At 63.9% G+C, this 12,585-nt stretch carries 14 protein-coding genes and 2 tRNA genes; all 16 read left to right on the top strand.

All coding sequences use genetic code 11. The features are described from left to right. The first annotated feature begins 27 nt into the window (after nucleotides 1–27). The 16 genes from uvrB to CBY09_RS02900 all read left to right on the top strand — a co-directional run bounded on the left by uvrB (nucleotide 28) and on the right by CBY09_RS02900 (nucleotide 12,509). The gene (gene uvrB / locus CBY09_RS02975) at nucleotides 28–2,118 is read left to right on the top strand and encodes an excinuclease ABC subunit UvrB (protein WP_094286331.1); all 2,091 of its coding nucleotides are present in this window, start codon (nucleotides 28–30) and stop codon (nucleotides 2,116–2,118) included. 243 nt (nucleotides 2,119–2,361) lie between these two features. Continuing rightward, nucleotides 2,362–2,898, top strand: coding sequence for a Fe-S cluster assembly transcriptional regulator IscR (iscR, locus tag CBY09_RS02970; RefSeq protein ID WP_015013980.1), 537 nt, complete (start codon nucleotides 2,362–2,364; stop codon nucleotides 2,896–2,898). Nucleotides 2,899–3,009: 111 nt separating this feature from the next. Next, complete coding sequence (locus tag CBY09_RS02965; protein ID WP_094286263.1) at nucleotides 3,010–4,230, top strand: IscS subfamily cysteine desulfurase; 1,221 nt, start codon at nucleotides 3,010–3,012, stop codon at nucleotides 4,228–4,230. Nucleotides 4,231–4,268: 38 nt separating this feature from the next. Continuing rightward, nucleotides 4,269–4,673, top strand: coding sequence for a Fe-S cluster assembly scaffold IscU (iscU, locus tag CBY09_RS02960; RefSeq protein WP_094286261.1), 405 nt, complete (start codon nucleotides 4,269–4,271; stop codon nucleotides 4,671–4,673). A gap of 15 nt (nucleotides 4,674–4,688) precedes the next feature. Then, nucleotides 4,689–5,012, top strand: coding sequence for an iron-sulfur cluster assembly protein IscA (iscA, locus tag CBY09_RS02955; protein ID WP_063459049.1), 324 nt, complete (start codon nucleotides 4,689–4,691; stop codon nucleotides 5,010–5,012). A gap of 104 nt (nucleotides 5,013–5,116) precedes the next feature. After that, nucleotides 5,117–5,635: a Fe-S protein assembly co-chaperone HscB gene (hscB, locus tag CBY09_RS02950; protein ID WP_094286258.1), complete on the top strand. Its 519-nt coding sequence runs from the start codon at nucleotides 5,117–5,119 to the stop codon at nucleotides 5,633–5,635. A gap of 73 nt (nucleotides 5,636–5,708) precedes the next feature. Further along, nucleotides 5,709–7,580, top strand: coding sequence for a Fe-S protein assembly chaperone HscA (gene hscA / locus CBY09_RS02945; RefSeq protein WP_094286329.1), 1,872 nt, complete (start codon nucleotides 5,709–5,711; stop codon nucleotides 7,578–7,580). 42 nt (nucleotides 7,581–7,622) lie between these two features. After that, nucleotides 7,623–7,961 carry an ISC system 2Fe-2S type ferredoxin gene (gene fdx, locus CBY09_RS02940; RefSeq protein WP_094286256.1) on the top strand — a complete coding sequence of 113 codons (339 nt, stop codon included), beginning with the start codon at nucleotides 7,623–7,625 and terminating at the stop codon, nucleotides 7,959–7,961. 1 nt (nucleotide 7,962) lies between these two features. Further along, nucleotides 7,963–8,676: a DNA polymerase III subunit epsilon gene (dnaQ, locus tag CBY09_RS02935; RefSeq protein WP_094286251.1), complete on the top strand. Its 714-nt coding sequence runs from the start codon at nucleotides 7,963–7,965 to the stop codon at nucleotides 8,674–8,676. Between the two features lie 38 nt (nucleotides 8,677–8,714). Next, nucleotides 8,715–8,789, top strand: a tRNA-Val gene (locus CBY09_RS02930). Between the two features lie 47 nt (nucleotides 8,790–8,836). Then, nucleotides 8,837–8,911 (top strand) — tRNA-Val (locus tag CBY09_RS02925). 170 nt (nucleotides 8,912–9,081) lie between these two features. After that, nucleotides 9,082–10,122, top strand: a complete 1,041-nt coding sequence (locus CBY09_RS02920) for a histone deacetylase family protein (RefSeq protein WP_094286249.1) — start codon at nucleotides 9,082–9,084, stop codon at nucleotides 10,120–10,122. A gap of 48 nt (nucleotides 10,123–10,170) precedes the next feature. Then, nucleotides 10,171–11,268: an NAD(P)/FAD-dependent oxidoreductase gene (locus CBY09_RS02915; RefSeq protein ID WP_094286247.1), complete on the top strand. Its 1,098-nt coding sequence runs from the start codon at nucleotides 10,171–10,173 to the stop codon at nucleotides 11,266–11,268. A gap of 147 nt (nucleotides 11,269–11,415) precedes the next feature. Then, nucleotides 11,416–11,718 (top strand): DUF883 family protein, encoded by a 303-nt coding sequence (locus CBY09_RS02910; RefSeq protein ID WP_094286245.1) that lies wholly within the window; start codon nucleotides 11,416–11,418, stop codon nucleotides 11,716–11,718. Nucleotides 11,719–11,769: 51 nt separating this feature from the next. Continuing rightward, entirely contained in the window at nucleotides 11,770–12,165 is a 396-nt protein-coding gene (locus CBY09_RS02905) for a phage holin family protein (RefSeq protein ID WP_094286243.1), read from the top strand. Beyond that, nucleotides 12,162–12,509, top strand: coding sequence for a hypothetical protein (locus CBY09_RS02900; protein ID WP_420807436.1), 348 nt, complete (start codon nucleotides 12,162–12,164; stop codon nucleotides 12,507–12,509). The genes CBY09_RS02905 and CBY09_RS02900 overlap by 4 nt, the downstream gene beginning before the upstream one ends. Nucleotides 12,510–12,585 lie beyond the last annotated feature (76 nt).

Raw genomic sequence — 12,585 nt, 5'->3', positions numbered from 1 at the left:
GGCCTGCCCCACCCGTTGACCACGCCCATGCCAGATATCACCGAAGTCATAACTGAAAAGCAAGACGGCGAGTTCGTCCATTTCCCCGACTCTCCCTTTGAGCTGTTCCAGCCGTACCCCCCGGCGGGCGACCAGCCCGAGGCCATTGCCAAACTGGTGGAGGGCCTGCACGACGGGGAGACTTTTCAGACCTTGCTGGGCGTGACAGGCTCGGGCAAGACCTTCACCATGGCCAACGTGATCGCGCGCATGGGCCGTCCGGCGATCATTTTTGCGCCCAACAAGACACTGGCCGCGCAGCTCTACAGCGAATTCCGCGAGTTCTTCCCCAAGAACGCCGTGGAGTACTTCGTGAGCTACTACGACTACTACCAGCCCGAGGCCTACGTGCCGCAGCGCGACCTGTTCATCGAGAAGGACAGTGCGATCAACGAGCACATCGAGCAGATGCGCCTCTCGTGCACCAAGAGCTTGATGGAGCGCAAGGACGTGGTGATCGTGGCCACCGTCTCTGCCATCTACGGCATTGGCGAGCCCGAGAGCTACCACCGCATGGTGATGACGCTGCGCGTGGGCGACAAGGCTGGGCAGCGTGATGTGATTGCCCAGCTGATCCGCATGCAGTACCAGCGCAACGAGGCGGACTTTTCGCGCGGCAAGTTCCGCGTGCGGGGCGACACAATTGACGTGTTTCCGGCCGAGCATTCCGAGCTGGCGATCCGCATCGAGCTGTTCGACGACGAGGTGGAAAGCCTGCAGCTGTTCGACCCGCTCACGGGGCGCATCAAGCAGAAGATCCCGCGCTTTACCGTCTACCCCAGCAGCCACTATGTGACGCCCCGCGACAAGGTGCTGGCCGCCGTCGAGACCATCAAGCTGGAACTGGCCGAGCGCCTGCAGCAGCTGGTGGCCGACGGCAAGCTGGTCGAAGCGCAGCGGCTGGAGCAGCGCACTCGGTTTGATCTGGAGATGCTCAGCGAGGTGGGACACTGCAAGGGCATCGAGAACTACACGCGCCACCTGTCGGGCGCTGCGCCGGGGGACCCGCCCAGCACACTCACCGACTACATGCCTCGCGATGCGCTGATGTTTCTGGACGAAAGCCACCAGATGATCGGGCAGCTGAGCGCCATGTACAACGGCGACCGCGCGCGCAAGACCACGCTGGTGGAGTACGGCTTTCGCCTGCCTTCGGCGCTGGACAACCGGCCGCTCAAGTTCGAGGAGTTCGAGCAGCGCATGCGCCAGGTGATTTTTGTCACTGCCACGCCGGCGGACTATGAGCGGACTCATTCCGGCCAGATCGTGGACCAGGTGGTGCGCCCCACCGGCCTGGTGGACCCGGTGGTGGAGGTGCGCCCTGCCACCCACCAGGTGGACGATGTGCTGCAGGAGATCCGCATCCGCGTGGAGAAAGAGGAGCGCGTGCTCATCACCACGCTGACCAAGCGCATGGCCGAGCAGCTCACCGACTACCTGACAGACAACGGCGTGAAGGTGCGCTACCTGCACAGCGACGTGGACACCGTGGAGCGCGTGGAGATCATCCGCGACCTGCGTCTAGGGGCGTTTGATGTGCTGGTGGGCATCAACCTGCTGCGCGAAGGGCTGGACATCCCCGAGGTGTCGCTGGTGGCGATTCTGGACGCCGACAAGGAAGGCTTCCTGCGCGCCGAGCGCAGCCTGATCCAGACCATTGGCCGTGCGGCGCGCAACCTCAATGGCAAGGCCATCCTGTATGCCGACCGCATCACCGATTCCATGAAAAAAGCCATGGGTGAGACGGAACGCCGCCGCATCAAGCAGATCGCACACAACGAGGCGCACGGCATCACACCGCGCAGCATTGTCAAGCGGGTAAGAGACCTGATTGACGGGGTTTACAGCGAAAAAGCGGGCAAGGACGCCGAGCGGCTGGAGCAGGAGGCCCTGCAGCGCGCCAAGGTCGAGGACATGTCCGAGAAAGATGTGGCGCGCGAGATCAAGCGGCTGGAAAAGCTCATGCTGGAACACGCGCGCAATCTGGAGTTCGAGCAGGCGGCCCGTGTGCGCGACCAGCTCTCGCGGCTCAAGGACCAGGCGTTTGGCGCACACGGAGGCGATTCGGTGGCCTTGTGACCGGGGAGGTGAAGGGCCAAAAAAACAATTCAGGCCAAATTGCGACCTGTTGGTTTTTTATCCCGACAAATTCAATAGGGATTTGTGTTATACTCGCGTAAAACACTCAAGAACAAAGCCCAACGATGAAGGGCTCCGCGCAGAACGCTGTGTGGAGTAAGGGGCGGAGACGGTGCCCGTGCTGACCACCACCCAGCGCAGGCAGTTTCTTTAACGAACGAGCCTCAGCACAAGGAGCTTGCAATGCGTCTCACCACCAAAGGCCGTTTTGCGGTCACTGCCATGATTGACCTGGCACTGCGTCAGAACAACGGCCCCGTCACCTTGGCTGCGATCAGCCAGCGCCAGCAGATTTCGCTGTCCTACCTCGAACAGCTTTTTGGCAAGCTGCGCCGCCATGAACTGGTGGAATCCACCCGTGGCCCCGGTGGCGGCTACACCTTGGCCCGCAAGGCGGGTGACATCACGGTGGCCGACATTATTGTGTCGGTGGACGAGCCGATTGACGCCACGCAGTGTGGTGGCAAGGAAAACTGCCTGGGCGAAGCCGGCCGCTGCATGACGCACGAGCTGTGGGCATCGCTCAACCAGCGCATGGTGGAGTTCCTGGACTCCGTGACCCTGCAAAAACTGGTGGACGAACAACTCGCCAAGGGCGTTCAGATCGAAGACAAGCCGGTGGTGCGCCGTGCCATCTCGACGACGCCCGTGGTCAAACCCATTCGCGTCAACGCACCCAACTCGGTGTTTGCACTGGGCAACGTTTTCGCGAAGTCCTGACACCTGCAGAGCCCGCGCCGGCCCTTGGGGTCGGCGCCGCCCTGAACGCGTTTTTCTGAAACCGACTTTTTCTCGTAAATCTGCCAGCCAGACACCCTTACTGAGCCAGCCATGGACATGACCCCGCACTTCCCCATCTATCTCGACTATGGCGCCACGACCCCGGTGGACCCCCGTGTGGTGGACGCCATGATCCCCTGGCTGCGTGAGCATTTTGGCAACGCGGCATCGCGCAGCCATGCCTGGGGCTGGGAGGCCGAGGAGGCCGTTGAGAAGGCCCGCGTGCAGGTGGCCGATCTGATTGGTGCTGACCCCCGCGAAATCGTCTGGACCAGCGGCGCGACCGAGTCCATCAACCTGGCCTTGAAGGGCGCTGCCCAGTTTTACAAGGGCAAGGGCAAGCATCTCATCACGCTCAAGACCGAGCACAAGGCCGTGCTGGACACCATGCGCGAGCTGGAGCGCCAGGGTTTTGAAGCCACTTACCTCGATGTTCAGGAAGACGGTCTGGTCAACATGGACGCGCTCAAGGCCGCGATCCGCCCCGACACCATCCTGGTGAGCATCCTGTTCGTGAACAACGAAATCGGCGTGATCCAGGACATCCCTGCCATCGGCGCACTGTGCCGTGAAAAGGGCATCCTGCTGCACGTGGATGCGGCCCAGGCCACGGGCCGCGTTGCCATCGACATGGCCACCTTGCCCGTTGATCTGATGAGCATGACGGCCCACAAGACCTATGGCCCCAAGGGCGTGGGTGCACTGTATGTGCGCCGCAAGCCCCGCGTGCGTCTGGAAGCACAAATGCACGGTGGCGGCCACGAGCGCGGCATGCGCTCCGGCACGCTGCCCACGCACCAGATCGTGGGCATGGGCGAGGCCTTCCGCATCGCCAAGGAAGAAATGGCCGAGTCCAACGCCAAGGCCCACGCGCTGCAGCAGCGCCTGCTCAATGGCTTGAAGGACATCGAGCAGGTGTTCATCAACGGCAGCATGGAACGCCGCGTGCCGCAGAATCTGAACATGAGCTTCAACTACGTCGAAGGCGAGTCGCTCATCATGGGGATCAAGGGCCTGGCGGTGTCGTCGGGTTCGGCCTGCACCTCGGCCAGCCTGGAGCCCAGCTATGTGCTGCGCGCCCTGGGCCGCAGCGATGAGCTGGCCCACAGCAGCCTGCGCATGACCATCGGCCGTTTTACGACCGAAGAGGAGATCGACTATGCGATCTCCACCATCCGCGAGAACGTGGCCCGCCTGCGCGAACTGAGCCCGCTGTGGGAGATGTACAAGGACGGCATCGACATCAGCACCATCCAATGGGCTGCGCACTGAATCCCGAAGATTTTTGAAGCATTGAAGAGGTACACATCATGGCTTACTCAGAAAAAGTGGTTGACCATTACGAAAACCCCCGCAACGTGGGTTCCTTCGACAAGGGTGACGATTCGGTGGGCACTGGCATGGTGGGCGCGCCCGCCTGCGGCGACGTGATGAAGCTGCAGATCAAGGTGAACCCCGCCACGGGCGTGATCGAAGATGCGCGTTTCAAGACCTATGGCTGCGGCTCGGCCATTGCCTCGTCGTCGCTGGTGACTGAATGGGTCAAGGGCAAGACGCTGGACGAAGCGGCAGCGCTCAAGAACAGCGAAATCGCCGAAGAACTGGCCTTGCCGCCCGTGAAGGTGCACTGCTCCATCCTGGCCGAAGACGCCATCAAGGCTGCGGTGCTCGACTACAAGACCAAGCACGCGGCCACTGCCACCACCGCTGCCTGATCCACCGAGAGCGATATGGCCATCACGCTGACAGAAGCCGCTGCACGGCACGTCAATCGCTATCTTGCCCGCCGTGGCAAGGGCCTGGGCGTGCGCCTGGGAGTCAAGACGACTGGTTGCTCGGGGCTTGCCTACAAGCTGGAGTATGTGGACGACAGCGAGCCCGAGGACATCGTGTTTGAAAACCACGGCGTCAAGGTGCTGATCGACCCCAAGAGCCTGGCCTACATCGACGGCACCGAGCTGGACTTTGTGCGCGAGGGCTTGAACGAAGGCTTCAAGTTCAACAACCCCAACGAGCGTGACCGCTGCGGTTGTGGGGAGAGCTTCCGCGTCTGAGTAGGTGTGAATGCTCGCGAGCCCGCTGCGCTGCACCGTGAAACCGCCAACGCGCTTTGTGCTGGCGGTTTTTTCTTGCACTTTTTGCTTCGCCCCTTCTGCGCATGAACCTGCAATCTGACGACTTTGAACTGTTTGGCCTCGAACGCCGCTTTGCCCAGGAGCGCAGCGCCATCGACGCGCGCTGGAAAGAGCTGCAGCGCGAAGCCCATCCCGACAAGTTTGCGGCGCAGGGCGCAGCGGCACAGCGTGTGGCCATGCAATGGTCCGTGCGCATCAACGAGGCCTACCAGCGCCTGAAAGACCCGATGCGCCGCGCGGCCTACCTGTGCGAGCTGCACGGCGCACCCATCAACGCCGAAGACAACACGGCCATGCCGGCGGCCTTCCTCATGCAGCAGATGGAGTGGCGCGAGGCGCTGGAAGAGGCTCGTGCCGAGAGCGAACTCGATGCGCTGGATGACGGTGTCAGCCAGGCACGCCGTGACGCGCTGGCGCATTGCGGGCAGCTCATCGATCAGCAGCAGGACTACGCGGGCGCGGCCCGCCAGGTCAGAGCCCTCATGTTCATTGCGCGATTTGCCGACGACATTGAACGTCGCCGAGAGCAACTGGGACAATAGAGCGGTTTTTGCTTCCCCCAGGGCCTCCGTTGGAATGACGGCAGGCCCCACCACGTTGAGACCCAAAAATTTCATGGCGCTTCTGCAGATTTCCGAACCCGGCCAGTCCCCCGACCCGCACCAGCGGCGCATTGCCGTAGGTATCGACCTGGGCACCACCCACTCTCTGGTGGCTGCCGTGCGCAATGGTGTGTCCGAATGCCTGCCCGACGCGCAGGGCAGGGTGCTGCTGCCATCTGTGGTGCGGTATCTGGAGAACGGCGGGCGCCAGATCGGTTACGACGCCGTGGCCGCTCAGGCCCAGGATGCGCGCAACACCATCGCCTCGGCCAAGCGCTTCATGGGCCGGGGCCTGAACGACGTGGCAGAGGCGGGCAAGCTGCCTTACGACTTTGTTCCCGCCAACGACGCGGGTGCAGGGGGCATGGTCAGCCTGGCAACGGTGGATGGCAACAAGTCGCCCGTTGAAGTCAGTGCCGAGATCCTGGCCACGCTGCGCTACCGCGCCGAAGACACCTTCAACGACGACCTGTATGGCGCGGTCATCACCGTGCCTGCCTACTTTGACGATGCCCAGCGCCAGGCCACCAAGGATGCAGCCAAGCTCGCAGGCATCCACCTGCTGCGCCTGATCAACGAACCCACGGCGGCGGCGATTGCCTACGGCCTCGACAATGCCAGCGAAGGTGTCTACGCCGTGTACGACCTCGGGGGCGGCACCTTTGATATCTCCATCCTGCGCTTGACCCAGGGCGTGTTCGAAGTGATTGCCACCGGTGGCGATTCGGCCCTGGGGGGCGATGACTACGATGCCGCACTGGCCGACTGGGTGCTGCAGCAACTGGGGCTGGAGGCCGTCACCGCCGCCGATAAAACGGCCGTGCGCATGGCGGCCCGCGCCTGCAAGGAGGCGTTGACTACTACTGATTTGGTAGCATTCAAGGCAATACTGTCGAGCGGTGAAGCCCATTTTGACGTAAAAAGATCAGACTTCGAAGCCGTGACCGCCGAGCTGACGGCGCGCTCCATGGCCGCTGTGCGCCGCGCGCTGCGCGACGCCCACCTCGCGCGTGACGAGGTGCAGGGCGTGGTGATGGTGGGAGGCTCCACCCGCATGCCGCAAGTGCAACGCGCGGTGGCCGAATTTTTTGGCAAAGAGCCTCTGACCAACCTGAACCCTGATGAAGTGGTGGCCCTGGGCGCTGCCATCCAGGCCAACCAGCTCGCGGGCAACAACACGGCGGGCGACCTGCTGCTGTTGGATGTGATCCCGCTGTCACTGGGCATCGAAACCATGGGAGGGCTGGTCGAGCGCATCGTGGCGCGCAACGAGACCATCCCCACCGCCAAGGCGCAGGACTTCACCACCTACAAAGACGGGCAGACGGCGCTCGCGGTGCATGTGGTGCAGGGCGAACGCGACCTGGTGCAGGACTGCCGCAGCCTTGCGCGTTTTGAGCTGCGTGGCATTCCGCCCATGGCCGCAGGTGCTGCGCGCATCCGCGTGACCTTCACCGTCGATGCCGATGGCCTGCTGAGCGTGAGCGCTAAGGAGCAGGGCAGCGGTGTGGAGGCGCGCATCGATGTGAAGCCGTCGTATGGCCTGTCGGATGAAGAGATCGCGCGCATGCTGCAGGAGGGCTTTGCCACGGCGGCGCAGGACATGAAGGCCCGCGCCGTGGTCGAGGCCCGTGTGGACGCCGACCGCATGCTGCTTGCCACCCAGAGCGCGCTGGACGCCGATGGCGATGTGCTGAGCCTGCAAGAGCGCTCCGCTATCGATGCCCTGATGGTGGCCCTGCGCCACCAGCGCGACGCCGACGATGCGGCTGTGATCGAAGCCGCCACCGACGCCCTGGCCAAGGGTACCGAAGCCTTTGCGGCCCAGCGCATGAACCGGGGCATCCAGCAGGCGCTGGCCGGCAAGAACGTGCAGACCCTCTGACACAGCCGAACGCATCTCCTCGAACAAAAACAAGACCATCCCATGCCCGTCATCAAGATCCTTCCCCACCCTGAGTACTGCCCCGCAGGCACCGAGATCACGGCCCCTGCAGGCACGTCGATCTGCGAGGCCCTGCTGGACAACCACATCAACATCGAGCACGCCTGCGACATGAGCTGCGCCTGCACCACCTGCCACGTGATCGTGCGCCAGGGGCTGAATTCGCTCAACGAGGCGGAGGAGGAGGAAGAAGACCTGCTCGACCGCGCCTGGGGTCTGGAGCCGCAATCGCGCCTGTCCTGCCAGGCGATCCTGGCGCAGCAGGACCTGGTGGTGGAGATTCCCAAGTACACGATCAACCACGCCAAGGAAAACCATTGAAATGACACGGCAGATCGTTCTCGACACCGAAACCACCGGCCTCTCGGCCGAGGGCGGGGACCGCATCATTGAGCTGGGCTGCGTGGAGCTGCTCAACCGCAAGCTCACGGGCAACAACCTGCACCTGTACTTCAACCCGGGCCGCGACAGCCACGAAGACGCGCTGAAGGTGCACGGCATCAGCAACGAGTTCCTGAAGGACAAGCCCAAGTTTGCCGAGGTGGTGGACGACATCCTGCAGTACCTGCAAGGCGCCGAGATCATCATCCACAACGCGGCGTTTGACGTGGGCTTTCTGAACAAGGAGCTGGAGCTGGTGGGCCGCCCCGCGTTCCGCACCTATGTGGAGAGCGTGACCGACACGCTGGCCATGGCCAAGGAGATGTACCCTGGCAAGCGCAATTCGCTCGACGCCCTGTGCGACCGCCTGGGCGTGGACAACTCGGGCCGCACGCTGCACGGCGCCTTGCTGGACGCCGAGCTCCTGGCCGATGTCTACATCAACCTCACGCGCGGGCAGGACGCACTGCTCATGGCCGACGATGCCCAGGAGGGTGCCGACGGCGTGAAGGTGGCGGCCATCGATTTGCGTGGCCTGGTGCTGCCGGTGCTGCGCGCCAGCGAGCAGGAGCAGGCGGCGCATGCCGAGGTGCTCACCCAGATCGACAAGGCCAGCGGAGGCAAAACAATTTGGCGAACTTCTCAACAAGCCTGAAAAGCTGTGCCATAATCTAAGGCTTGTCACAGCGACACGGGTGATTAGCTCAGCGGTAGAGCACTGCCTTCACACGGCAGGGGTCACATGTTCGATCCATGTATCACCCACCACGCTTTAGACAGACTTTCGCGCTATCTTGCTCCAAGGTGGGTGCGACGGGTGATTAGCTCAGCGGTAGAGCACTGCCTTCACACGGCAGGGGTCACATGTTCGATCCATGTATCACCCACCAATCCCAAACCCCTGCAGATTTCTGGTCTGCAGGGGTTTTTTATTGCCTGCATGCATGCGGGTGCCACTTGGCTGGCGCGCCTTGCCATGCCGCTACAGTGTTGGGCTTGATGGATTGCAGCGGCGTGTGCCCGCTGCGCTTTTCCCCCACTGCTTGCTGGCACCAATCCGATGATCACTTTCCACAATCCCCTGCACCAGGGGCATGCTCCCGTCCATGAGTTCTTCCGAGGGGAGCGGGTGCCCTGTTTCGAGAAGCCTGCACGGGTGGACTACGTGGAAGAGGCCCTGCGTGCGCGCGGCCACAGCATGCTGGCCCCGGACGTGGACAGCAGCCCCGTGCTGGCCCAGGTGCATGCACCGCGCTACCTCGGCTTTTTGCAGACCGCCTGGCAGCAGTGGCTGGCGCTGGACCCGGTTGCCAATGCAACGGTTCAGCCATTTCCCTCCGTCTGGCCGGTGCGCACACTGCGCAGCGATGTCGAGCCAGACAACTTCGTGGCCCGGCTGGGGCTGTATTCCATGGACAACGGCACGCCCATGGCTGCAGGCACCTGGGCAGCAGCCAAGGCTGGGGCTGATGCTGCAGCGAGCGCGGCTGCACGCGTGGCGCAGGGTGACCGCGCCGCCTTTTGCTGCACGCGACCGCCCGGCCACCATGCAGGCCCCGACTTCATGGGCGGCTACTGCTTCCTGAACAACGCCGCCGTGGCAGCACAAGCATTGCGCAACCAGGGCGCCCGGCGCGTGGCCTTGCTGGATGTGGACTACCACCATGGCAACGGTACGCAAAGCATCTTCTACGCCCGCGACGATGTGCTTTTCGTCAGTCTCCATGGCGACCCGCGCACCGAGTACCCGTTCTACCTGGGCCATGCGGACGAAGTGGGGGAGGGCAAGGGAACTGGCTACAACCTGAACCTGCCGCTGCCCGCAGGCACCAGCGCTGCCACCTGGTTCGAAGCCCTGGAGCAGGCCTATACGCGCATCGGAGGCTACCAGGCTGATGCACTGGTGATCTCGCTGGGCCTCGATGCCTTCGAAGGCGACCCGATCTCCCGCTTCGCGCTGGCATCCGCCGACTTCACCCGTTTGGGCGAGCGCCTGGCCCGCCTGGGGTTGCCCACCGTGTTTGTGCTGGAGGGTGGATATGCCGCCGCTGAGCTGGGGACCAACGCCGTCAATGTGCTGGATGGGTTTGAGCAGGCATAACTCCAGCCTGGGGGAGAAGGGCTGGTTTGCAGCGGAAGGAGCGAGCGAATGACCGATACGGTGGATTGTGTGGTGGTGGGCGCTGGTGTGGTGGGTCTGGCCGTGGCCCGCGCGCTGGCCTTGCAGGGGCGCGAGGTGATGGTGCTGGAGGCGACCGATGCCATTGGCACAGGCATCAGCTCGCGCAACAGCGAAGTGATCCATGCCGGGCTGTACTACCCCACCGGTTCGCTCAAGGCGCAGCTGTGTGTGCGGGGCAAGGAGCTGCTCTACGCCTATTGCGCCGAACGCGGGGTGCCGCACCGGCGCTGCGGCAAGCTGCTGGTGGCCACCTCGGCCGCGCAACTGGCCAGCGTGGAGTCGATCCAGGCGCGTGCGCGGGCCAATGGCGTGCTCGACCTGCAGTGGCTCAGCCGTGACGAGGCCTTGGCGCTGGAGCCCGCGCTGGAATGTGTGGGCGCGTTGTACTCACCCAGCACGGGCATCGTGGACAGCCATGCGCTGATGCTGGCCCTGCAGGGCGACCTGGAGAACGCTGGCGGCCTCGTGGCGTTCAATTCGCCTCTTGCGCGTGCCCAGTGTGCGGAAGATGCTATTATTTTGGAAGCATCTGATGGCACGCGCCTGCAGGCCCGCGCGGTGGTGAACGCGGCGGGCCTGTACGCACCGGTCCTGGCTGCCCGTTTTGTGGGGTTGGGCCCTGTCCATGTGCCTACGGCCCACTTTGCCAAGGGCAGCTATTTCACATTGACCGGTAAAGCACCCTTCAGCCATCTGATCTACCCGGTGCCCGAGGCCGCAGGGCTGGGGGTGCACCTCACGCTCGACCTGGGCGGCCAAGCCAAGTTCGGGCCGGATGTGCAGTGGGTCACATCGGCCGACGACCTGCTGGTGGACCCAACGCGGGGCGATGCCTTCTACGCGGAGGTGCGCAAGTACTGGCCCGGTCTGCGGGATGGTGCACTGGCCCCGGGGTATGCAGGCATCCGCCCCAAGATCCACGGTGCGAGCCAGCCTGCGGCCGATTTTGTGATCCAGGGGCCTGCGGTCCATGGCGTGCCCGGACTGGTCAACCTGTTTGGCATCGAATCGCCCGGTTTGACCAGTTCCCTGGCCATTGCGGAGCATGTGGCCGCGCTGGTTTGAAGGTTGATCTGGGGCAAATTCGTTGCAATCGGTAACCTCTTGCGTCCCCGTCCTACGAGGGGTCTCTGGACGGGTGGCTAAGATGGCCCGAGGTCCCTGTTCTAGGGTTTTCCAAACCGCTTGTTGATTGAAAGAAAGGCTGCTTGTATGACTGCTTCCGACACCACCACCACCCAAGGCGAACTGGAAAAACTGGTTTCCGACCTGCGTGGCCTGCTGGCCAACAAGGACCTGGACACGGTGCCAGAGATCAAGCTGCTGCGCCAGCGCCTGGACGATGGCATGCACAACGTGCGCGAATCTGCGGTGCGTGCCGCACAGGATGCCGCCCGCCAGGCCAAGGAGGCAGCCATTGCGGCCGACCGTTATGCCCATGATGAACCCTGGCGTGTGGCAGGCGCTGCACTGGCTGTGGGGGCCCTGGTCGGTTTCCTGCTGGCGCGCCGCTGAGCGCCGCGCCATGCGCACGCTGACCATGGCGGGCCCTGAGGGCCTCCCCGCATGAACTGGCTGTCGCTTCTGGGCCTGGAGGGCCTGGCGGCGCGCTGGCGCGCCAACGTGATCGAGGGGGCCATTGCGGTGGAAGACCGTGTGGACCTGGCCCGCCTGGAGTGGGCCGATCTGAAGCAGCGGGTTCAGCAACTGCTGGTGCTGACCATTGTGGTCACCGGGCTTACGGTGGTGGCGCTGATCATGCTGTCGATCGCCGTGCTGGTGCACTTCTGGGACACGCCGCAGCGCACCCTGGTTGCCTGGCTGGTGGCGGGCGTCTGGACGCTGGGGTGGGTAGCCGCCCTGGTGGCGCTGGTGTCGGTGGCACAGCGCGCAGGCAATGGTTTTGCATTGACGCGCAGTGAGCTGGCCCAGGACTGGCGAGACATCAAGGAGCGTCTGTGAGTACCCCGTCTACCTCTTCCCGGCCCGTCGCGCCTGAGCAAGGCGGACCTGCGCTGCCCAGGCCCACGGCCCAGCAGCAGCGCATCCTGGACCGCATCGCCCTGCAGCGCGAACGGCTGCGCGCGCGCCGTGCTGCGCGGGCCCAGGCCCAGGCTTTGACAGAGAGCCAGCGTGCGGCCGCAGGGGGCGCGGAGGACTCGCTCGCATTGCGCGCCGCAGGCTTTGCCCGCGAGCACCCCCTGGCTGTGGCAGCCATCGCGGGTGTGGCCGTGGTGGCCGGGCCACGGAGGTTGATCCGCTGGGCGGGTGTCCTGCTGCCCATGCTGCTGCGCCTGCGGCGATAAGCACTTGGCCGCGCCAGGCCCGTCCCATGAAAAGAGCCACTGCACAGTGGCTCTTTTTTTGAGCCAAGGGAAAGGC

The organism is Acidovorax kalamii, assembly GCF_002245625.1.
GTDB classification, from domain to species: Bacteria; Pseudomonadota; Gammaproteobacteria; order Burkholderiales; family Burkholderiaceae_C; genus Acidovorax; species Acidovorax kalamii.
The sequence above is the reverse complement of the archived record's forward strand: the minus strand, read 5'-3'. Positions and strand labels throughout refer to the sequence as shown.

Coding starts and splice junctions, on each gene's coding strand:
- uvrB (WP_094286331.1), top strand. CDS start 28: ATGCCAGATATCACCGAAGTCATAACTGAAAAGCAAGACGGCGAGTTC.
- iscR (WP_015013980.1), top strand. CDS start 2,362: ATGCGTCTCACCACCAAAGGCCGTTTTGCGGTCACTGCCATGATTGAC.
- CBY09_RS02965 (WP_094286263.1), top strand. CDS start 3,010: ATGGACATGACCCCGCACTTCCCCATCTATCTCGACTATGGCGCCACG.
- iscU (WP_094286261.1), top strand. CDS start 4,269: ATGGCTTACTCAGAAAAAGTGGTTGACCATTACGAAAACCCCCGCAAC.
- iscA (WP_063459049.1), top strand. CDS start 4,689: ATGGCCATCACGCTGACAGAAGCCGCTGCACGGCACGTCAATCGCTAT.
- hscB (WP_094286258.1), top strand. CDS start 5,117: ATGAACCTGCAATCTGACGACTTTGAACTGTTTGGCCTCGAACGCCGC.
- hscA (WP_094286329.1), top strand. CDS start 5,709: ATGGCGCTTCTGCAGATTTCCGAACCCGGCCAGTCCCCCGACCCGCAC.
- fdx (WP_094286256.1), top strand. CDS start 7,623: ATGCCCGTCATCAAGATCCTTCCCCACCCTGAGTACTGCCCCGCAGGC.
- dnaQ (WP_094286251.1), top strand. CDS start 7,963: ATGACACGGCAGATCGTTCTCGACACCGAAACCACCGGCCTCTCGGCC.
- CBY09_RS02920 (WP_094286249.1), top strand. CDS start 9,082: ATGATCACTTTCCACAATCCCCTGCACCAGGGGCATGCTCCCGTCCAT.
- CBY09_RS02915 (WP_094286247.1), top strand. CDS start 10,171: ATGACCGATACGGTGGATTGTGTGGTGGTGGGCGCTGGTGTGGTGGGT.
- CBY09_RS02910 (WP_094286245.1), top strand. CDS start 11,416: ATGACTGCTTCCGACACCACCACCACCCAAGGCGAACTGGAAAAACTG.
- CBY09_RS02905 (WP_094286243.1), top strand. CDS start 11,770: ATGAACTGGCTGTCGCTTCTGGGCCTGGAGGGCCTGGCGGCGCGCTGG.